We start from the raw sequence: 19,403 nt of genomic DNA, 5'->3' as shown, positions 1-19,403 counted from the left end.
GAAGCTAGCAAGCTCCTGGATCAGCGATACCCGAATGAAGTCAGAAAGCACTGAGGCAATGTACGAGTCGATCTGTCGCGACGGAAAAACAAGCAGCCCCTCTTCAATGAATACATCATCGAGCCTAGCGAGGGATTCAGAGTATTTAGCAAGGAATCCACTAGCACGCATAAAAGGTATCGCGCGATCCACATAAGCCTGGAGCTTGAACTGAGCAAAGTCGAACGTACCCGTCTCACGAATACCCAACTCAATTGCATCAGGATTGACGTAGTTGACGAGTAAATGAGCAGGGACTTTCGAATTGAACGTGCTCTTTCCGCTGCCATTTGGACCAGCGAAAATTCTGACTCTAGGCGTACTCAAGCTTGAAGCTGAGGAACGACTTCCCCCTGCCGAGACTTCTTGACCTTCAGCCGAGTACCAGCCTTGATCGTCCCGTAGGTCTCGACTGAGCGAAGCACTACGCTCTCGGAGCTAGAGACTTTAACCAAATTACCTTCACGAACCACGAGCACGGACTCCCCTTTTGAAAGCGCCACGTTGTAGGCATCCCTGAATGCCTTGGCTGCAATCGAGGGAATCGTGGATTCCTGCGCGACTATCTGTGCTTCAGTCTTGGGGAGCTTCTCTTTTTTACGAGACATGTCTGACTCCGGCTAACACCTGGTAGCTATAACCAACAATTATCATACATCCCAGCGGGCGTCGAGCGCGGCGCCGCTTCTGGCCCAGCAGGTTTTCTAGTCTTTCTTGAAAGGATGTTTCGCGTCCGCTTAGGCCTGCGTTGAGCCGAAAAGCCATCGCTTCACCATCAGAAGTTAGCCGGAGTGTTAGCACTGATGATTTCCGCTTCATCCGCCCCAATATTGCGAAACCGATGCGGCAACGTCGTCGGAAAGTAATACCCATCCCCAGCATTCAGCACACTAATCTGCCCATCAACAGTCAACTCAACAGTGCCACGAGTAACCAACCCACACTCCTCCCCTTCCGAATGCACAATCGGCTCTTCCCCCGAACTCGCCCCCGGCGCGTACTGCTCGCGCAACAAGCGCATCTGCCGACTCGGCACCGAAGCACCAATCAGCAACAACCGCAGCCCATGACGCCCAAGATCCGGCTGTTCATTCGCCCGAAACACGTATTGATGCTCGCGTGGCGGTTGGTCAAAGGTAAAGAAGTCCGCCAAGGACATCGGTATGCCTTCGAGTAGTTTTTTCAGGGAGCTGACGGAGGGACTGACGCGATTTTGTTCGATCAGGGAGATGGTGGCATTGGTGACGCCGCTACGCCGGGCCAGCTCGCGCTGGGAGAGTTTGTAGCTTTCGCGTACTAATTTGAGTCGTGAGCCCGTGTCCATGACAGCCTTATGCGAAGAATACTTAAGGGTTATGGGGGTGGATGGCGGGCGACTTTTGGCCGCGAAAGTACCGCTTCCCTGTCCCGGATATTTGAAAGTCGGGTATTAAATCACGTTTGGTGGTGTTGCTGTAGGAGCGAGCTTGCTCGCGATGGTGTGTCAGCTATAGAGACGTTTACTGACACACCATCGCGAGCAAGCGCGCTCCTACAGGGATAGCGCTGATTAGATCCCGAACCGATCGCGCAGCGCGTAGTACGCGGCGCCCATGGCGGTGAGCGGGGCCTGGAAGGTGCGGCCGCCGATCATTGGCATGTGCGGCAGCGAAGCGAACGCGTCGAAGCGTTCGGCGTCGCCGCGGATCATTTCCGAGATCAATTTGCCGGCCAGGTGCGAGCAGGTGACGCCGTGGCCGCTGTAGCCTTGCATGTAGTAGGCATTTTTTTCGATGCGGCCGAATTGCGGCATGCGCGACATGGTCAGCAGGAAGTTGCCGGTCCAGCGGTAGTCGATTTTCACGTCCTTGAGTTGCGGGAAGGTCTTGAGGATTTTCGGCTTGATCAGTTGCTCGATGTCGTCCGGTTCACGCGCACCATAGACCACGCCGCCGCCGTACAGCAGGCGGTTGTCGGCGGTCAGGCGGTAGTAGTCGAGCAAGTAGTTGCAGTCTTCGACGCAGTAGTTGTTCTTGATCAGGCTGCGCGCAACCTTTTCCGACAACGGTTCGGTGACGACGATTTGCGAGCCGCACGGCATGCTTTTACGGGTCACGCGGTTGTCGAGGTCTTGCGGCAGGTAGGCATTGCCGGCGATCAGCAAGTACTTGGCGCGGACCACGCCTTTGGCGGTGCGTACGGTGATCGGTTCGCCGTAGGTGATTTCCACCGCCGCCGATTGTTCGTAGATTTTGCCGCCCAGGCCGATGATGGCCGAGGCTTCGCCAAGGGCCAGGTTCAGTGGGTGGATGTGGCCGCCCTGCAGGTCGAGCAGGCCGCCGATGTAGTTGTCGCACCCTACTTCGCGCTTGATGTCCGCCGCGTCGAGCATTTTCAGGTTCTTGTTGCCGTAGCGTTCCCAGCTGCTTTTCTGCTCGGCCAGGCCTTTGAGCTGCTTTTTGTTCAGCGCAGCGAAGATGCCGCCCGGACGGTAGTCGCACTGGATGTCGTAGTGCTGTATGCGCTGGCGGATGATGTCGGCGCCTTCGAAAATCATGCTGCCGAGCACTTCGGCGGTTTTGTCGCCGTAGCGTTCTTCGATGACATCGACGTCGCGGCTGTAGGAGTTGACCAGTTGGCCGCCGTTGCGACCGCTGGCGCCGAAACCGACTTTGGCGGCTTCGAGCACGGTCACGCTGTAGCCGGCTTCGGCGAGGAACAGGGCCGAGGACAAACCGGTGTAACCGGCGCCGATGATGCAGACGTCGCAGTCCACCGCTTGTTCCAGGACCGGGAAGTCGCCGGTGAAGTTGCGGGTGGCGGCGTAGTAGCTGTTTACATGTGTTGTTGGTTTCATACGTTTCTCCGATGGCCGCCGGCAGCGTGCCGGCGACCGTCGCTTTTTTTATAGGTATTAGAGCTTGATCCAGGTCGCTTTGAGTTCGGTGTACTTGTCGAACGCGTGCAGCGATTTGTCCCGTCCGTTACCCGACTGCTTGTACCCGCCGAACGGCGCGGTCATGTCGCCGCCGTCGTACTGATTGACCCAGACGCTGCCGGCACGCAAGCCGCGCGCGAAGGTGTGGGCCTTGCTCAGGTTGCTGGTCCAGACGCCGGCGGCCAGGCCGAAGATGCTGTCGTTGGCGATGGACAACGCTTCTTCAGCGGTGTCGAAGGTGATCAGCGACAGCACCGGGCCGAAAATTTCTTCACGGGCGATGGTCATGGCGTTGGTCACGCCGTCGAAAATCGCCGGCTCCACGTACAGGCCACCGGTGGCTTCGAGGGTGCGGCTGCCGCCTGCGATCAGTTGCGCGCCCTGGTCCTTGCCGACCTGGATGTAGCGCAGCACGTTGTCCAGTTGACGCTGATCGACCACCGCGCCGACGGTGGTTTGCGGATCGAGGGCGTGCCCCGGTTTCCAGGCTTGCAGGGCTTCCACCAACAGTGGAATGAACTGCTCGCGAATCGAGCGTTCCACCAGCAATCGTGAGCCGGCGGTGCAGACTTCGCCCTGGTTGAAGGCAATCGCACCGGCCGCCGCTTGGGCGGCCGCGCGCAAATCCGGCGCGTCGGCGAACACCACGTTCGGGCTCTTCCCGCCCGCTTCGAGCCAGACGCGTTTCATGTTGCTTTGCCCGGCGTAGATCAGCAGTTGCTTGGCAATCGCGGTCGAGCCAGTGAAGGCCAGCACGTCGACATCCATGTGCAACGCCAGCGCCTTGCCGACGGTGTGGCCGTAGCCCGGCAGGACGTTGAACACGCCTTTCGGGATGCCGGCATCCAGCGCCAGTTGCGCGATGCGGATCGCGGTCAGTGGCGACTTTTCAGAAGGCTTGAGGATGAACGAGTTGCCGGCCGCCAGGGCTGGGGCGAATTTCCAGCTGGCCATGATCAGCGGGAAATTCCACGGCACGATGGCGGCGACAACACCTGCGGGTTCGCGGGTGATGAGGCCGAGTTGATCGTGCGGCGTGGCGGCGACTTCGTCGTAGATCTTGTCGATGGCTTCGGCGCTCCAGCGGATCGCGTTGGCGGTCGCCGGGATGTCAATGTTCATCGAGTCGTTGATTGGCTTGCCCATGTCGAGGGTTTCGAGCAGGGCCAGTTCTTCCTGGTTGGCCAGGATCAGGTCGGCGAAGCGGATCAGGATGCGCTTGCGCTCTGCCGGGGCCAACAGCGCCCAAATGCCGGATTCGAACGTGCGGCGCGCGACGGCGACGGCGGCATTGGCGTCGGCTTCGTCGGTGCTGGCGACGTTGGCCAGGAAGCGGCCGTCGACCGGGCTCATGCATTCAAAGGTGTCGCCGCTGAGTGCCGGGCAGTATTGGCCGTCGATGAATGCGCGGCCTTCGATGGTTAAGGACTGGAAGCGTTGTTCCCAGTCGCTGCGAGTGTTTGTCATGGTTGTGACTCGACGCAGGAGAATAAGTGATCGTCAGGCTGATGCCTGTCATTTGAAACCTGGAATGCAATCCCCCTGTAGGAGCTGCCGCAGGCTGCGATCTTTTGATCTTGACGCCCATGAAGCGGCCGAAGATCAAGATCAAAAGATCGCAGCCTGCGGCAGCTCCTACAGGGTTATTTGCCAGTCGTTAGACGGTGTGCAGGTACCAGTTGTACTCAAGGTCCGAGATGGAGTTCTCGAACTCGGCCAGCTCGCTTTCCTTGCACGCCACGAACACGTCGATGTACAGCGGGTCGATGTATTTGGCCATGACTTCGCTGTCGTCCAGCTCGCGCAGTGCATCGCGCAGGTTGTTCGGCAGGCTTTGCTCGTTTTGCTCGTAGCTGTTGCCTTCAACCGGGGCACCTGGCTCGATCTTGTTGGTCAGGCCGTGGTGAATACCGGCCAGCACCGACGCCATCAGCAAGTACGGGTTAGCGTCGGCGCCGGCAACGCGGTGTTCGATGCGCACCGAGTCTGCGGAACCGGTCGGCACACGCACGGCCACGGTACGGTTGTCGATGCCCCAGCTTGGCGAGTTCGGTACGTAGAACTGTGCGCCGAAACGACGGTAGGAGTTGACGTTCGGGCAGAGGAACGCCATCTGCGCCGGCAGGGTCTCGAGCACACCGCCGATCGCGTGTCGCAGCGCGGCGTTCTGCTCGGGATCCTCGCTGGCAAAGATGTTGTTGCCTTCTTTGTCGAGAATCGAAATGTGCACGTGCAAACCATTGCCCGCCTGGCCCGGATACGGCTTGGCCATAAACGTGGTGTCCATCTCGTGGTCGTAGGCGATGTTCTTCACCAGACGCTTGAGCAACACCGCGTAGTCGCACGCCTTGATCGGGTCATTGACGTGATGCAGGTTCACTTCGAACTGCGCCGGGGCGCTTTCCTTGACGATGGCGTCGGCAGGAATGCCCTGCTCTTTCGCGCCTTCGAGGATGTCTTGCAGGCAATCGACGTATTCGTCGAGGTCGTCGATCAGGTACACCTGGGTCGATACCGGACGCTTGCCCGATACCGGCGAACGTGGCGACTGCGGACGACCGTTCACGTTGTCCTGGTCGATCAGGTAGAACTCCAGTTCGAATGCCGCGCAAATAGTCAGGCCAAGTTCGTCGAATTTGCGCACCACATTGGCCAGCACTTCGCGCGGATCGGCGAAGAACGCCTGGCCTTCCAGCTCGTGCATGGTCATCAGCAACTGAGCGGTTGGGCGCTTCTGCCACGGCTCAATGCTCAGGGTGCCAGGGATGGGGAAACAGATCCGGTCAGAGTCGCCGATGTCCAGACCCAGGCCGGTGCTTTCCACCGTGGAACCGTTGATGTCCAGGGCAAAGAGCGACGCTGGGAGGTTAATGCCTTTTTCGTAAACCTTATGAAGACTGGTGCGCTCGATGCGCTTGCCGCGCACCACACCGTTCATATCCGCAATCAGAAGGTCGACGTACAAAACCTCAGGATATTTCTTAAGGAATGCGTTTGCTTCGTTGAGTTGAACGGTACGCAGAGGGACCGACATGATGCACCTATTAGCTGTTAATTATTATGTTCACTACCTTGTTGCGAGCCCAGTCAACCCGAACGACAAAGTGAAGTCAATAGCGAACACTTGTCCTTTCAACCTTTATTTTCGGGCCTTTTATGGGCACGAGAGTGCCAGATCAGTCTTGCACACCGCGTAAACGCTGAAGATCAGACGTGCGGCGTTTAGAATTTTTTACATGAGAGTTGTTAATTAAAATCAACAAGGCTAAGCTCCGGAAAAGCTCGTTCAAGTGTGAAACTTCGAGGTGATAAAAATGGCACTCAAGCCATTGATCGGCGTTACTGCATGCGTCAAACAGATTGGCCTGCACCCCTACCACGTCAGCGGCGACAAGTATTTGCGTGCTGTCAGCGTCGCGGCTCTGGGGCTGCCTGTGGTCATTCCTTCCTTAGGCGACCTGACCGAAATCGATGACCTGCTCGCGCAGCTCGACGGTCTGTTGCTGACCGGCTCGCCATCGAATGTGGAACCTTTCCACTATCAAGGCCCGGCCAGCGCCCCCGGCACGGATCACGATCCGGCGCGGGACGCCACGACCCTTCCTTTATTGCGTGCGGCCATTGCGGCGGGCGTTCCGGTGCTCGGCATCTGCCGCGGCTTTCAGGAAATGAATGTGGCGTTCGGCGGCAGCCTGCACCAAAAGGTGCATGAGCTGCCGGGCATGCTCGACCACCGTGAAGCGGACAGCCCGGAGCTGGCGGTGCAATACGCTCCAGCGCATGCGGTGACGGTGCAACCGGGCGGCGTGTTCGAAGCGCTGGAGTTGCCGCCGGTGTTCCAGGTCAATTCGATTCACAGCCAAGGTGTCGACCGCCTCGCTCCTGGCCTGCGCGCCGAAGCGATTGCGCCGGACGGTTTGATCGAGGCAATTTCGGTGGAACACAGCCCGACCTTTGCCGTCGGTGTGCAGTGGCACCCGGAATGGCAGGTGCTTTCGAATCCGCCCTATTTGAGTATTTTCCAGGCGTTCGGCGATGCGTGCCGGCGACGGGCTGCGCTGCGAAAAACCCGCTGACTTACACCATTTTCTGCCCCCGCAAGTCTGGCGGGCGTGCCCTTGCGCGCCCACCGCTTGCGAAAACAACACACTGCAATAACAACAAGTACCACCAGGCAGCCAGGATGGCGGCGCCGAATAAGCCCGAACGGACCGGCAACGCAATTCCCTGTAGGAGCGAGCTTGCTCGCGATGGACGTCCGCACACCGCGGGCATTCAGACAGCCCGCGTTATCGTTGGCGTCCATCGCGAGCAAGCTCGCTCCTACAGTGGCCGGCGTTACCCGCCCTGGGCTTGCAATCAACTATTAAGTCAGGCCGCGTTGGCCCGACGACTGAAACCTGTTGGGAGTTTCACATGGCAAACGCCTCCAGCATTTACAGGAAGGCTCTTGAAGGTCACCAGACATCGAAAAAGGTGCTGGTGAAAGTCGACCGCGTCACCAAGAAATTCGACGAAACCTGCGCAGTAGACGATGTCTCTCTCGAGATTCATCAAGGCGAAATCTTCGCCCTGCTCGGCGGTTCCGGTTCCGGAAAATCGACCCTGCTGCGTATGCTCGCAGGCTTCGAGCGCCCGACCGAAGGCCGGATTCTGCTCGATGGTGTCGACATCACCGACATGCCGTCCTACGAGCGGCCGATCAACATGATGTTTCAGTCGTACGCGCTGTTCCCGCACATGACGGTGGCACAGAACATCGCCTTCGGCCTGAAGCAGGATCGTTTGTCCGCCAGTGAAATCGACGCCCGGGTTGAAGAAATGCTGCGCCTGGTGCACATGACCCAGTACGCCAAGCGCAAACCTCACCAGTTGTCCGGCGGCCAGCGTCAGCGTGTGGCTCTGGCGCGTTCCCTGGCCAAACGTCCGAAGCTGTTGCTGCTCGACGAACCGATGGGCGCGCTGGATAAAAAGCTGCGCTCGCAGATGCAACTGGAGCTGGTGGAGATCATCGAACGCGTCGGCGTGACGTGCGTGATGGTGACCCACGACCAGGAAGAGGCCATGACCATGGCCCAGCGCATCGCGATCATGCACCTGGGCTGGATCGCGCAAATCGGTAGCCCGGTCGACATTTATGAAGCACCGGTCAGCCGCATGGTCTGCGAATTCATCGGCAACGTGAACGCCTTCGAGGGCACCGTTGTGGAGGACCTGGAAGGTCACGCGATCATTCACAGCAAGGATCTGGAGCAGAAGATCTACGTCGGCCACGGCGTCAGCACCTCGGTGCAGGACAAGTCGATCACCTACGCGATCCGCCCGGAAAAAATGCTGGTCAGCACCACCCAACCAGACACCCGTTACAACTGGTCCCAAGGCAAGGTGCATGACATCGCCTACCTTGGCGGTCACTCGGTGTTCTACGTGGAATTGCCTGGCGGCAAAATCGTGCAGTCGTTCATGGCCAACGCCGAACGCCGTGGCGCGCGTCCGACCTGGGACGACAAAGTGTACGTGTGGTGGGAAGACGACAGCGGCGTGGTACTGCGCTCATGAACACACTCAATCAGCAGTTCATGCGGCTGATGCCGAGTGGTCGAAAGCTCGTCATCGGGATTCCATTCCTGTGGCTGTGCCTGTTTTTCCTGTTGCCGTTCTTCCTGGTAATGAAGATCAGCTTCTCGGAAGCGGCGCTGGCCATTCCTCCCTACTCCGAGATCTACACCTACGCCGAGCAGAAATTCCAGCTGTTCTTGAACGTCGGCAACTACTTGCTGCTGACCGACGATGAGCTGTACATCTCGGCCTACCTCGGCTCGTTGAAAGTTGCGTTTTTCAGCACGCTGATGTGCCTGGTGATCGGTTTCCCGATGGCTTACGCGATTACCAAGGCCAACAAGGAAACGCAAAACGTCCTGATGCTGTTGATCATGATGCCGACCTGGACCGCGATCCTGATCCGCGTGTATGCGTGGATGGGCATCCTCAGCAACAACGGTCTGCTCAACGCGTTTTTGATGTGGACCGGGCTGACTGATCACCCGATCGAGATCCTCAACACCAACACCGCCGTCTATATAGGAGTTGTTTACGCCTACTTGCCGTTCATGGTGTTGCCGCTGTACGCCAACCTTGTGAAGCACGACGGCACCTTGCTGGAAGCCGCATCGGACCTGGGTTCGAGCAACTTCAACAACTTCTGGAAAATCACCGTGCCGTTGGCCAAGAACGGGATCATCGCCGGCTGCATGCTGGTGTTCATTCCGGTGGTCGGTGAGTTCGTGATTCCGGAACTGCTGGGCGGCCCGGAGACCCTGATGATCGGTCGTGTGTTGTGGCAAGAGTTCTTCAACAACCGCGACTGGCCGGTGGCATCTGCCCTGGCGGTGGTGATGCTGTTGATCCTGATTGTGCCGATTCTGCTGTTCAACCGCAGCCAGGCCAAAGAGATGGAGGCACGGGGATGAAACGTTTCGGGTTTTCAAAAATGATGCTGGTGCTCGGCCTGTCGTTTATCTACTTGCCGATGCTGATTCTGGTGATCTATTCGTTCAACGCCTCCAAACTGGTGACGGTGTGGGGTGGCTGGTCGTTCAAGTGGTACGCCGGCTTGCTCGACAACACGCAACTGATGGGCTCGGTGGTGCGCTCGCTGGAAATCGCCTGCTACACCGCGATTGCCGCCGTGGCACTGGGCACGCTGGCAGCGTTCGTGCTGACTCGCGTCACGCGTTTCAAGGGCCGTACGCTGTTCGGTGGTTTGGTCACCGCGCCACTGGTCATGCCTGAAGTGATCACCGGTCTGTCGTTGTTGCTGCTGTTCGTGGCGATGGCGCAGTTGATCGGCTGGCCGATGGAGCGTGGCATCGTCACGATCTGGATCGCCCACACCACGTTTTGTGCCGCTTATGTCGCGGTGGTAGTCTCCGCCCGCTTGCGTGAGCTGGACCTGTCCATCGAAGAAGCGGCCATGGACCTCGGGGCGAAGCCATTCAAGGTGTTTTTCCTGATCACCATCCCGATGATCGCGCCGTCACTGGCGGCTGGCGGCATGATGTCGTTCGCCCTGTCGCTGGATGACCTGGTGTTGGCGAGCTTCGTGTCGGGCCCGGGTTCGACGACTTTGCCGATGGAAGTGTTCTCGGCGGTGCGTCTGGGTGTGAAACCGGAAATCAACGCCGTGGCCAGCCTGATCCTGCTCGCCGTTTCGATCGTGACGTTCATGGTCTGGTATTTCAGTCGCCGCGCTGAAGCCACCCGTAAACGGGCGATCCAGGAAGCGATGGACCAGACCGCCAGCGAATCCTGGCAGCAACCGAAGAAACAGTTGGTTGGGGCCGCCGCCTAATGTAGGAGCTGCCGCAGGCTGCGATCTTTTGATCTTGCTTTTAAAAAATCAAAAGATCGCAGCCTCGTTTCACTCGGCAGCTCCTACAAGATGATGGCGCCCCTCCCTCGCCACAGGTTTTATGTTCCATAGAAAAAGAATGGAGTTGTACCGATGAAAATGTTTGGCAGGACTCTGCTGACACTGTCCTTATTGGGCGTAATGGCTACGGGCGCCCAGGCCAATGACAAGGTTCTGCGCGTCTATAACTGGTCGGATTATATCGCCCCGGACACCGTCAAGAAGTTCGAAGATGAAACCGGCATTCGCGTGACCTACGATGTGTTCGACAGTAACGAAACCCTTGAAGCACGCCTGCTCGCTGGCAAATCCGGCTACGACATCGTCGTGCCGTCTAACAGTTTCCTGGCCAAGCAGATCAAGGCTGGGGTCTATCAGGAACTGGATAAGTCGAAGCTGTCGAACTGGAAAAACCTGAACCCGGTCCTACTGAAAAACGCGTCCGCCAGCGACCCGGATAACGGCCACGCCTTCCCGTACATGTGGGGCTCGATCGGCATCGGTTTCAACCCGCAGAAGGTCAAGGAAGTGTTGGGCGCCCATGCACCGACCAACTCCTGGGACCTGCTGTTCAAACCGGAGAACGCGGAGAAACTTAAAGCCTGCGGCATCAGTTTCCTCGACTCGCCAACGGAGATGCTGCCGGCTGCCCTGCACTACCTGGGCTACCCGGTGAACTCGCAGGACAAGGGTCAGATCGCCGAGGCTGAAGCGCTGTTCATGAAGATCCGGCCATCGGTGGCGTACTTCCACTCGTCGAAGTACATCTCCGACCTGGCCAACGGCAACATCTGCGTGGCGGTCGGTTACTCCGGCGACGTGCTGCAAGCCAAGGCTCGCGCTCAGGAAGCGGGCGACAAGGTGAAGATCGACTACAGCATTCCAAAAGAAGGCGCGGGCAGTTTCTACGACATGGTCGCGATCCCTCGCGATGCGGCGAACGTCGAGAATGCTTACCTGTTCATGAACTTCCTGATGCGCCCGGACATCATTGCCGAGATCACCAACAACATAGGCTACAGCAACGCCAATGCCGCGGCGACGCCGTTGGTGGATGAAGCGATCCGGAATGACCCGGGGTCGTATCCGTCGCAGGAAGTGATGGCAACGCTGTATGCAATTCCGGACATGCCGATTGGTGTTCAGCGGGTGATGACCCGGGGTTGGACGCGGGTGAAGCTCGGTAAGTAACCTGATCGGCTTTTGTAGGAGCTGCCGAAGGCTGCGATCTTTTGATCTTTCTTTGACGCGACATTTAAAGATCAAAAGATCGCAGCCTTCGGCAGCTCCTACAGGGGATTGTGTACATCCTGTTTTCCGTTCTTGCAGCGCCTTACCACCGCTGCACCTCTCTCATGAACGGCCTCACCTGGCTTCCTCGGTTAAGGTGAATTTGGGCGCCCTCCTCGGGCGCCTTTTTTTATGCTGGCACGAGCGGCCACTCGGCCAGCGCTCGATAGCGGCCCTTGTGGGATTCAAACAACACAAATCGATCAGCCCGCAGCAAAAACTCGGGAGGCATCGCGGATTCAGGCACCGGCGCCCGATAGTCGCGCATCAACGTCAGGTGCGGACGAAACTCCTTCGGCAAATCCTCAAACCCGAACGGCAACATCGCCTGTTCCAGCGCATACACCAGCCGCAGCAACTCCGGCGGCGCCTGCTCCGCCGCGAGCACCAACACGCTTGACCTGCGCCAGGCATCCAGCCGATCAAGCGCCACCCGCAACGGCACACCCGGCACTCGAATGTTCGCGGCCGCCGTGCAGATGTCCGCAATCTGCGCCACACCCACAGCGCCTAAAAACATCAGGGTCAGGTGAAAGTTCTCCGCCGGCACCGGGCGCCCGCTTCGCAGCTGTAGCGCACTGCGCCATTGGACAATGGCCTTGCGTTGCTCCGGCGGGCAGTTCAGGGCGAAAAACAGCCGCTTCGACGGCTCATCGGTTTCGTCGCTCACGCCTGGCACCTCCTGACATGCACGTTATAGTTGAACCAACCGCATCAACGGGACGAGGCCATGCGAGCGATCATCAGCAAAGAGCCATGGTGGGCAATGCCACCGCAACCGGGTCAGGATGAGTCCGAGCTGGATTGGGGCTGGCTGGTTCACTATAGCGAAGGTGAGCCGCGTTTCGAGTTCGTCCGGGAGCGGCCGACGGACAGTGAGATCCGCAATCGCAAGAGTTGCAGGATCACCCCTTCATCGGAGTGATCCTGTCGCGTGTTCAAGCTTTCAAAATGATGTTAAAACCGCCGAAGATCATCCGCTGGCCGTCGAACGGCATCGGGTTGACGTCCTGCTGCATGCGCGGATCGGCCATCATCTTTTGCATGCCGGCGTCGCGGGTGGGCTTGTCCGGCCAGACGATCCAGGAAAACACCACCGTTTCGTCTTCCTTGAGTTTCACCGCCATGGGAAACGAGGTCACTTTGCCGTCAGGCACGTCATCGCCCCAGCATTCAACGATGCTCAGGGCGCCGTTCTCTTTGAAAATCACGGCCGCGGATTCGGCGTGTTTCTTGAATTTTTCACGGTTGGCGGTAGGCACCGCAAAGACACAGCCATCAACGTAGGACATGGTCATTCTCCTGCTGGGGGTAGAGGGTCGATCTGCTGGTTAGTCGATTCGGGGGGACGCCAATCGACCGCTCCACTGCCCGAACTGACCGACGGTATTTCAGCACTCCCCCCCAGGTTGCCCTCGATTTGTGCCGCCATGTACAGCGTCCCCGCCATGACGCCGGTGGTCGGGTTTTGCACCAGTTTCGTCCACGCTTTATCGAACGTGTTGCCCAGGCTGCTGCGAATCAGCGCTTCGCTGTCCGGCCGGTCGGCGGCCTGAATGATCGCGCGGATCCCCGCCACCCCCACGGTAATCAAGCCACCGGCGAGTTTGCCCGCCGCCGCTGCCACGGCACTGGCCGCGCCGCGCGGGGCCATTTCGGCTTCCATTCGTTGACTGGCGCGCTTGGCCACCGGCGCCATCGCCGTGTCGGTCGCGCCAACGCCCTTGTCGCCGCCCGCGGCGTGGATCTTGTCGATCAGCGCCGCGTACGCTGGCAGCGTATTCAGCGGCGTGGTATGCACAACCTGGTAAAGCGACGCATCGCGGGCCGGTGGCGGCCCAAGGGCGATGGCGGGGATTTTCTGGATCCGGCCGTTGAGTTGAGCGATAGGCACGCCGTGACGCTGGGAGATTTTTTGCAGTTCTTCCTGAAGAATGTCGACGTAGAACGCCATTGCCAGGCCAAGAATCTGGTCGGGATCGATCTCCACCGCGACCGGCGCCAGCACGCGTTCCTGGTATTGCTCCAGCAAATAGGCCGCGAGGTGTTTGGACGAAGCATCCTGCTCGCCCTTGGCGCTGATGGTGTACCAGCTGACCTTCATCGACAGCCATTCCTGGGTCCAGTAGCTGCTGAACCAGGGAATGAAGTTCTCTTCAGTCAATTGATAGACACGGGTTCGCCAATAATCCATGGCGCCGCGTGCGTAGATTTTGGTCTGCTCGGTAGCCGATTGCGACGCCGCGACAATCTCCCGATCCACTTGCTGCCAGACGTCTGGCGCAATGATCACCTGCACCTCAACCACCGGCGCGCGCACGGGCGTGGCGCAACCCGCCAACACCACCAACACGGCGACGATCAGCGAACGCAGGTTCAAGATCGTGGTTCCTAGTGTGTTCCCCGAACAGGATATTCGGTGGTTAAAAACATTCTGATTTGAGTATAGGTGGACGGTGTCTATCTATCTGAGGGTGATGTCGTCCTGAAGGCCGCCTTCGCGAGCAAGCCCGCTCCCACATTTGACCGCATTCTCTTGGGCTATCTCGGAAAAATGTGGGAGCGGGCTTGCTCGCGAAGAGGCCCGATCAGACAACGAAGATCCACCATCACTTATGTCGATATTCACCATCGCCGCGAATGCCTTCCGCCCAACAACCGTCAGCGTAGGATTCATCTCAACCCGACACGAAACCCCGTATTGGAGGGACGAATCATGCTGATCCATCTCCTGACCTGCCTGGCCCTGACAGCCGTCACGTTGAGTGTGTTTTCCTGGTTCGTCCTGACCGAGGAGCACGCATCATGATCCACGCCGTCAGCCTCTCCGTGAGCTTCCCGGTATTTGGCACCAACTATTACTCGCAGCAATTCGAGTCACGTAAAGTGTTGACGCTGGTGTTCGACAAAAAGTTCGAAGCCATGCTGATACCGGCAGCCGGCCACCACTTCAACAACGAAGTGGTCGGTCTCAATGATCAGTTTCGTTTCTTGAACGATGTGCTGCTTGACCATCTGTCGGAGATTGAAATGGCCAGCGCCGCGTCACGTTCGGCGCATCAATTCACCTTTTAAGCGACTGCGCAGACCTCTCGAAGACAACCGCGTAACCAACGGTGCACAGGGTCTGCATCCAGCCGAGGATGCCAGAGCATGGCGACGGTGAACGCCGGCAAGGTCAACGGCAGCGTGAAGCTGTGCATCCCCGCCCGCAGATTGGCGGTGTGCCGCTCGGGAACACTGGCGACCAGGTCAGTGGATCGGGCCAACGCCAGCGCCGTTGAAAAGCCAGCAACGATGGTCACCACTTGCCGCGTCAGTCCAAGCGACTCCAGCGCTTCATCGACAGGCCCTTTATCGAGTCCCCGTCGCGACACACTAATGTGGCCGCCCGCCGCGTAACGCGCGGGCGTGATCTCACCCTCGCTGAGCGCATGCCCGCTGCGTACGACGCCGATAAAACGGTCGCGGAACAAGCCTTGCGTGCGCAACTCCGGGCCAGCCGCTTTCCCCACCACACCTGTTTCCAGATCCACGGTGCCGTCACGCAGTGCCGCGCTGTCCTTGTCCGGTTTATGCATGAAACGCAGCCGTACACCCGGTGCTTGCTCACGGACGCGGGCAATGAGCGCCGCGCCGAAATTCTCGACGAACCCTTCACTGGTACGCAGCGTGAAGGTGCGCACCAACTGCGTGAGATCGGGCTGCTCAGCCGGACGCAGGACCGCTTCTGCGTCCTGCACCAGTTGACTGACCCGCTCGCGCAATTCGAGCGCTCGCGGCGTAGCCACCAGACCGCGCCCGGCCCTGACCAGCAGCGGATCCCCGGTGGTTTCACGCAAGCGCGCCAGTGCCCGACTCATCGCCGACGGGCTCAGCCGCAACCGCTTCGCGGCGCGTGCCACGCTGCCTTCAGCGAGCAGCACGTCAAGGGTGACCAACAAATTGAGATCGGGAATGGACATGCTGCGCCCCATAAGATTTTGGTGTGGCGTTCAACGCATCAATAACCTGCAACTGATGCGTCTTCCGCCATGTTAGGCCCGGGCGTAGATTTCCGATAGCTCCGGTTTGGGAGTGCTCAGAAAAGAGGGAAATGATGAAGCCGACTATTGCTCTCGCGGACCGCGTACAAACGCCACCGACCGTTCGATGGGCGCTGGCCAGCCTTGCGCTGTCGATGTTGCTGTCCTCGCTCGGCACCAGCATCGCCAACGTAGGTTTGCCGACCCTGGCCCAGGTGTTTCACGTCTCTTTCCAGGACGTGCAGTGGATCGTGCTGGCGTATTTGCTCGCCATTACCACGCTGATCGTCAGCGTCGGTCGGCTCGGCGACCTCACTGGCCGTCGTCGCCTTTTACTGACCGGCATCGGGCTGTTTACCCTGGCCTCGGCGCTGTGCGGTGCCGCGCCCACGCTCGGGCTATTGATTGCGGCGCGGGCGCTGCAAGGGCTCGGCGCGGCGATCATGATGGCGCTCACCATGGCCTTCGTCGGCGAGACGGTCGCACAGGCGAAAACCGGTAGCGCCATGGGGTTGCTGGGAACGATGTCGGCAATGGGTACCGCGATGGGGCCGACGCTTGGCGGCCTGCTGATTGCCGGATTCGGCTGGCGGGCGATCTTCTTGATCACGGTGCCGCTGGGGCTGCTGACGTGGCTGCTCGCGCATCGTTATTTGCCCGCTGATCGCCAAAAACCGAAGGCCGGACGTGCCGGCTTCGACGCAGTGGGCACTCTGTTGCTGGCGCTGACACTGGCGGCGTATGCCTTGGCCATGACCCTTGGGCGCGGCAGTGTTGGCTGGCTGAACGTAACGCTGCTGGGCGCGACCTGCGTGGGTATCGGCCTCTTCATCTTCACCGAAGCCCGAGTCGCCTCGCCGTTGATGCGATTGACGATGTTCCGTGATCCGCTGCTCAGCGTGAGCCTGGCCATGAGCACGCTCGTTGCAACGGTGATGATGGCGACACTGGTGGTCGGTCCCTTCTATCTTTCCCGCGGGCTCGGGCTGGATGCGGTTGTGGTGGGGATTGTTCTGTCGGTCGGGCCATTTGTCGCGGCGCTGACCGGTGTACCCGCGGGCCGTATGGCCGACCGGATGGGCGCACGACGCATGATCCTTGTCGGACTCCTCGCCATGGCGGCGGGTTGCCTGGCATTGGCAGTAACGCCGCAAACGTTCGGCATCGGCGGCTACGTCGCGCCCATGATCGTCATGACCCTCGGCTACGCCCTGTTCCAGACCGCCAACAACACGGCGATCATGACCGATGTTGAACCGGACCAGCGAGGCGTCGTCTCGGGCCTGCTCAATTTGTCACGCAACCTGGGACTCATCACCGGCGCCTCCGCGATGGGCGCGGTGTTCGCCTTCGCTTCGGCGGCGGCCGACATCAGTACGGCGCAACCGGAAGCGGTTGCCAGTGGAATGCGCATGACGTTTGCGGTGGCGCTGATGGTGATCGGTATCGGCTGCGTCTTTGCGATTGGCACCCGGGCAATGACGCTCACAGCAGGCGCCAGAAGCTAGGGGATTGGCGCCTGGGCAGAATCACTGTAGGAGCGAGCTCGCTCGCGATGCTCGTAAACGATAACGCGTGGCCACAGGTTAAACGTGGCGTTCTAGCGTTTATCGCGAGCAAGCTCGCTCCTACGATGGCCGTTCATTGCGTTATTACAACGAGCGGTTCGCCCTTCTTCACAATGTACGTCGCCAACTCCGAACCATTGCCGCCACCCACATTCTTCGCGACATGTGCCGTGCCGGCAGGGATGTACAAAGAGTCGCCGGCCTTGAGTGTCACTGCTGGCTGCCCTTCGAGTTGATATTCAAACGTGCCGCTGATCACGTACGCCACTTCCACCCCTGGATGGGAATGTTTGGGAGATACCACTCCGGCATCGAAATCGACACGTACCTGGATGACTTCTTGCCCGGCGACGCCGAGATCCCGGCGGACCAGGTCCGTGCGGTGGAGCCCTGCCTGCCAGCTTTTTGCCGCAGGGGGTTGATCGGGCGCCTTCGCGTCTTCGGCTTGTGAGACGCTCGCGAACACGGACAGTGCTGCGGCGGCAGCCAGCGCGACGATATGGCGGGTGTTGAAACGGGACATGGCATTTCTCCAGGGTGTGCGCGGCAGGACGGCGCGGAGGTTGCCGCAAATGCGGTGCCTGTATTGGGAGGCTTTCATGTATCACGTACATGTCATACAGGCGGGGATTTGTATTTGAAGTTAGCTGGAGGCTTGGCGGATACGTTCAGATACAAGCACTGGAATGGGTGTGCACCGCCAATCCCTTGTGGAACCGGGCTTGCTCCGGGCGGCGTTCCGACGAAGGCGGTGTGCCAGTCAACATTGATATTGACTGACACGGCCCCTTCGCGGGCAAGCCCGCTCCCACATTTGATCTGTGTGAACTCAGGCTGTGTGTCCACAGGGATTCAGCGACGCTCATAGGTCTCAGGGCGGCTATCTCAAACGCTACCGAAAATACGCCGCAGCAAACCTTCAGGCTTCAACAGTTTCTGCACGCGCTGCTGGTTGGCGCTCCACCACAGCAGCAGTGCTTCACCCGGCATGGGCTTGGCAATGAAGTAGCCTTGAACCTCATCGCACCCCAGTTCACGCAATAGCGCCCAGTCTTGCTGGGTTTCCACCCCTTCTGCCACGACCTTGAGCTTTAACCGGCGGGCAATGTCTATTGCGCTTTCCAGCAGAATGCGCAAATGGACGTTCTCGCTCGCGCCATTGACGAAGGCGCGGTCGACCTTCAACTCGGAGCAGGGGACCCGCGACAACTGCAGCATGCAGGAAAAACCGGTGCCGTAATCATCGACTGACAGACCGAAGCCTTTGAGACGCAGACGTGCCAATGTCCCTTGGGTGATCGCGAGGTCCGTCATCAGTGCGCTTTCAGTGATTTCCAGCATCAGATAGTGCGGAGCGATACCGCTGGCCGCCACACGTTCGATGATGGCGTCGGCCAGTCTGGAGTCGGCGAGCGAGCGCGCCGACAGGTTGATCGACACGCCAATTTTCAGGCCCTCGGCGTGCCATTGCTGGCACTGGCGCAACGACAGGTCGAGCATCAGCATGGTGATGGCCGACATGTTCTCGGTGCGCTCGATCAGGTCGAGAAAGTGCCCCGGCTGCAGCAAGCCATGCTGGGGATGTTGCCAGCGGATCAGTGCTTCGACACCGCTCAGACGACCGTCAAGCAACGACACCTTGGGTTGGAAATAGGCGCAAAACTGCTGTTCGCTCAACGCGACATTGATCTCCTCGGCGGTCAGTTCCGGTCCCAGTTCGGCCATGGTCTGCAAGGCGTCACGCTGTTGCACGGCGGCAAAACGGCCGAGGCTTGAAGCCAGCTGGTTGAGTGTCAGCGGTTTTTGCAACACCCCCAACAACTTGACACCCAGGCTCTTGCCCATGCTTTCCACGACCGTCAGCAATACGCTTTCGCGCGCGCTGGCGACGATCACGGCCGGGTCCATGCCTAGCCGGACCAGTTCGTGCAGCACCTGCACGCCATCCATGCCCGGCATTTCCAGATCAAGGATCACCACCTCGATCTGCGGTATTTGCTGCAACAGGGCGATGGCCTGGTGACCATCGTCCGCCTGATGAATATCTGTCGCGCCGAGACGCAAACACAGATCCACCGCAAACTCGCGCTGTACCCGACTGTCGTCAACGACCAGGATGTGCTTTGGACTGACGCTCGATTGCATAGCTGAAT

19 protein-coding genes are annotated in these 19,403 nt (G+C 59.3%); 8 read left to right on the top strand and 11 right to left on the bottom strand.

Annotation, left to right across the window (positions count from 1 at the left end):
• Nucleotides 1-362: 362 nt before the first annotated feature.
• The 5 genes from ACA052_RS11995 to ACA052_RS11975 form a co-directional block, all read right to left on the bottom strand.
• Complete coding sequence (locus tag ACA052_RS11995; RefSeq protein WP_497649857.1) at nt 363-647, bottom strand: hypothetical protein; 285 nt, start codon at nt 645-647, stop codon at nt 363-365.
• Nucleotides 648-814: 167 nt separating this feature from the next.
• On the bottom strand, nt 815-1,363 hold the full coding sequence (locus ACA052_RS11990; RefSeq protein ID WP_007895886.1) for a cupin domain-containing protein: 549 nt from the start codon (nt 1,361-1,363) through the stop codon (nt 815-817).
• Between the two features lie 225 nt (nt 1,364-1,588).
• Nucleotides 1,589-2,875: an NAD(P)/FAD-dependent oxidoreductase gene (locus tag ACA052_RS11985; protein WP_497649856.1), complete on the bottom strand. Its 1,287-nt coding sequence runs from the start codon at nt 2,873-2,875 to the stop codon at nt 1,589-1,591.
• A gap of 57 nt (nt 2,876-2,932) precedes the next feature.
• Nucleotides 2,933-4,423 carry an aldehyde dehydrogenase gene (locus ACA052_RS11980; RefSeq protein WP_497649855.1) on the bottom strand — a complete coding sequence of 497 codons (1,491 nt, stop codon included), beginning with the start codon at nt 4,421-4,423 and terminating at the stop codon, nt 2,933-2,935.
• 190 nt (nt 4,424-4,613) lie between these two features.
• On the bottom strand, nt 4,614-5,990 hold the full coding sequence (locus tag ACA052_RS11975) for a glutamine synthetase family protein (protein WP_497649854.1): 1,377 nt from the start codon (nt 5,988-5,990) through the stop codon (nt 4,614-4,616).
• Nucleotides 5,991-6,270: 280 nt separating this feature from the next.
• On the opposite strand from ACA052_RS11975, the gene ACA052_RS11970 reads away from it, so the two are divergent.
• The 5 genes from ACA052_RS11970 to ACA052_RS11950 all read left to right on the top strand — a co-directional run bounded on the left by ACA052_RS11970 (nt 6,271) and on the right by ACA052_RS11950 (nt 11,558).
• The gene (locus ACA052_RS11970; protein WP_497649853.1) at nt 6,271-7,032 is read left to right on the top strand and encodes a gamma-glutamyl-gamma-aminobutyrate hydrolase family protein; all 762 of its coding nucleotides are present in this window, start codon (nt 6,271-6,273) and stop codon (nt 7,030-7,032) included.
• Between the two features lie 340 nt (nt 7,033-7,372).
• Nucleotides 7,373-8,515 carry a polyamine ABC transporter ATP-binding protein gene (potA, locus tag ACA052_RS11965; RefSeq protein ID WP_497649852.1) on the top strand — a complete coding sequence of 381 codons (1,143 nt, stop codon included), beginning with the start codon at nt 7,373-7,375 and terminating at the stop codon, nt 8,513-8,515.
• 29 nt (nt 8,516-8,544) lie between these two features.
• On the top strand, nt 8,545-9,426 hold the full coding sequence (locus tag ACA052_RS11960; RefSeq protein WP_497650311.1) for an ABC transporter permease subunit: 882 nt from the start codon (nt 8,545-8,547) through the stop codon (nt 9,424-9,426).
• Nucleotides 9,423-10,307, top strand: a complete 885-nt coding sequence (locus ACA052_RS11955; RefSeq protein ID WP_497649851.1) for an ABC transporter permease subunit — start codon at nt 9,423-9,425, stop codon at nt 10,305-10,307. Before ACA052_RS11960 ends, ACA052_RS11955 begins: the two co-directional genes overlap by 4 nt.
• Before the next feature lie 153 nt (nt 10,308-10,460).
• Nucleotides 10,461-11,558 carry a polyamine ABC transporter substrate-binding protein gene (locus ACA052_RS11950; RefSeq protein WP_497649850.1) on the top strand — a complete coding sequence of 366 codons (1,098 nt, stop codon included), beginning with the start codon at nt 10,461-10,463 and terminating at the stop codon, nt 11,556-11,558.
• 229 nt (nt 11,559-11,787) lie between these two features.
• Here ACA052_RS11950 and thpR read toward each other — a convergent pair whose 3' ends face one another.
• Nucleotides 11,788-12,327: an RNA 2',3'-cyclic phosphodiesterase gene (gene thpR / locus ACA052_RS11945; protein ID WP_497649849.1), complete on the bottom strand. Its 540-nt coding sequence runs from the start codon at nt 12,325-12,327 to the stop codon at nt 11,788-11,790.
• Between the two features lie 60 nt (nt 12,328-12,387).
• On the opposite strand from thpR, the gene ACA052_RS11940 reads away from it, so the two are divergent.
• Complete coding sequence (locus ACA052_RS11940) at nt 12,388-12,582, top strand: hypothetical protein (protein WP_497649848.1); 195 nt, start codon at nt 12,388-12,390, stop codon at nt 12,580-12,582.
• A 13-nt stretch (nt 12,583-12,595) separates the two neighbouring features.
• Here ACA052_RS11940 and ACA052_RS11935 read toward each other — a convergent pair whose 3' ends face one another.
• Both ACA052_RS11935 and ACA052_RS11930 read right to left on the bottom strand, forming a co-directional pair.
• Nucleotides 12,596-12,949, bottom strand: a complete 354-nt coding sequence (locus ACA052_RS11935) for a DUF1428 domain-containing protein (protein WP_497649847.1) — start codon at nt 12,947-12,949, stop codon at nt 12,596-12,598.
• 2 nt (nt 12,950-12,951) lie between these two features.
• Nucleotides 12,952-14,037, bottom strand: coding sequence for a hypothetical protein (locus ACA052_RS11930; RefSeq protein WP_497649846.1), 1,086 nt, complete (start codon nt 14,035-14,037; stop codon nt 12,952-12,954).
• 425 nt (nt 14,038-14,462) lie between these two features.
• Here ACA052_RS11930 and ACA052_RS11925 point away from each other — a divergent pair, with 425 nt between their 5' ends.
• The gene (locus ACA052_RS11925) at nt 14,463-14,732 is read left to right on the top strand and encodes a hypothetical protein (RefSeq protein WP_497649845.1); all 270 of its coding nucleotides are present in this window, start codon (nt 14,463-14,465) and stop codon (nt 14,730-14,732) included.
• Here the strand turns inward: ACA052_RS11925 and ACA052_RS11920 are convergent.
• Nucleotides 14,729-15,622 (bottom strand): LysR family transcriptional regulator, encoded by an 894-nt coding sequence (locus ACA052_RS11920; RefSeq protein WP_497649844.1) that lies wholly within the window; start codon nt 15,620-15,622, stop codon nt 14,729-14,731. The two genes, ACA052_RS11925 and ACA052_RS11920, sit on opposite strands and share 4 nt — an antisense overlap.
• 134 nt (nt 15,623-15,756) lie before the next feature.
• Between ACA052_RS11920 and ACA052_RS11915 the strand changes: the two genes are divergently transcribed.
• Nucleotides 15,757-17,190: an MFS transporter gene (locus tag ACA052_RS11915; RefSeq protein WP_497649843.1), complete on the top strand. Its 1,434-nt coding sequence runs from the start codon at nt 15,757-15,759 to the stop codon at nt 17,188-17,190.
• Nucleotides 17,191-17,323: 133 nt separating this feature from the next.
• Here the strand turns inward: ACA052_RS11915 and ACA052_RS11910 are convergent, their stop codons facing one another.
• On the bottom strand, nt 17,324-17,773 hold the full coding sequence (locus tag ACA052_RS11910; RefSeq protein ID WP_497649842.1) for a cupin domain-containing protein: 450 nt from the start codon (nt 17,771-17,773) through the stop codon (nt 17,324-17,326).
• 362 nt (nt 17,774-18,135) lie between these two features.
• On the bottom strand, nt 18,136-19,395 hold the full coding sequence (locus tag ACA052_RS11905) for an EAL domain-containing response regulator (RefSeq protein WP_497649841.1): 1,260 nt from the start codon (nt 19,393-19,395) through the stop codon (nt 18,136-18,138).
• Nucleotides 19,396-19,403 lie beyond the last annotated feature (8 nt).

This window comes from Pseudomonas sp. LBUM1644, assembly GCF_059716195.1.
Note: the sequence above shows the minus strand (reverse complement) of the source record. Positions and strands in the feature narration are given on the sequence as shown.

Bases quoted from the DNA above. Each gene is read 5' to 3' on its own strand.
- ACA052_RS11995 (WP_497649857.1), bottom strand. From the start codon at position 647: ATGTCTCGTAAAAAAGAGAAGCTCCCCAAGACTGAAGCACAGATAGTC.
- ACA052_RS11990 (WP_007895886.1), bottom strand. From the start codon at position 1,363: ATGGACACGGGCTCACGACTCAAATTAGTACGCGAAAGCTACAAACTC.
- ACA052_RS11985 (WP_497649856.1), bottom strand. From the start codon at position 2,875: ATGAAACCAACAACACATGTAAACAGCTACTACGCCGCCACCCGCAAC.
- ACA052_RS11980 (WP_497649855.1), bottom strand. From the start codon at position 4,423: ATGACAAACACTCGCAGCGACTGGGAACAACGCTTCCAGTCCTTAACC.
- ACA052_RS11975 (WP_497649854.1), bottom strand. From the start codon at position 5,990: ATGTCGGTCCCTCTGCGTACCGTTCAACTCAACGAAGCAAACGCATTC.
- ACA052_RS11970 (WP_497649853.1), top strand. From the start codon at position 6,271: ATGGCACTCAAGCCATTGATCGGCGTTACTGCATGCGTCAAACAGATT.
- potA (WP_497649852.1), top strand. From the start codon at position 7,373: ATGGCAAACGCCTCCAGCATTTACAGGAAGGCTCTTGAAGGTCACCAG.
- ACA052_RS11960 (WP_497650311.1), top strand. From the start codon at position 8,545: ATGCCGAGTGGTCGAAAGCTCGTCATCGGGATTCCATTCCTGTGGCTG.
- ACA052_RS11955 (WP_497649851.1), top strand. From the start codon at position 9,423: ATGAAACGTTTCGGGTTTTCAAAAATGATGCTGGTGCTCGGCCTGTCG.
- ACA052_RS11950 (WP_497649850.1), top strand. From the start codon at position 10,461: ATGAAAATGTTTGGCAGGACTCTGCTGACACTGTCCTTATTGGGCGTA.
- ACA052_RS11940 (WP_497649848.1), top strand. From the start codon at position 12,388: ATGCGAGCGATCATCAGCAAAGAGCCATGGTGGGCAATGCCACCGCAA.
- ACA052_RS11935 (WP_497649847.1), bottom strand. From the start codon at position 12,949: ATGTCCTACGTTGATGGCTGTGTCTTTGCGGTGCCTACCGCCAACCGT.
- ACA052_RS11925 (WP_497649845.1), top strand. From the start codon at position 14,463: ATGATCCACGCCGTCAGCCTCTCCGTGAGCTTCCCGGTATTTGGCACC.
- ACA052_RS11920 (WP_497649844.1), bottom strand. From the start codon at position 15,622: ATGTCCATTCCCGATCTCAATTTGTTGGTCACCCTTGACGTGCTGCTC.
- ACA052_RS11915 (WP_497649843.1), top strand. From the start codon at position 15,757: ATGAAGCCGACTATTGCTCTCGCGGACCGCGTACAAACGCCACCGACC.
- ACA052_RS11910 (WP_497649842.1), bottom strand. From the start codon at position 17,773: ATGTCCCGTTTCAACACCCGCCATATCGTCGCGCTGGCTGCCGCCGCA.
- ACA052_RS11905 (WP_497649841.1), bottom strand. From the start codon at position 19,395: ATGCAATCGAGCGTCAGTCCAAAGCACATCCTGGTCGTTGACGACAGT.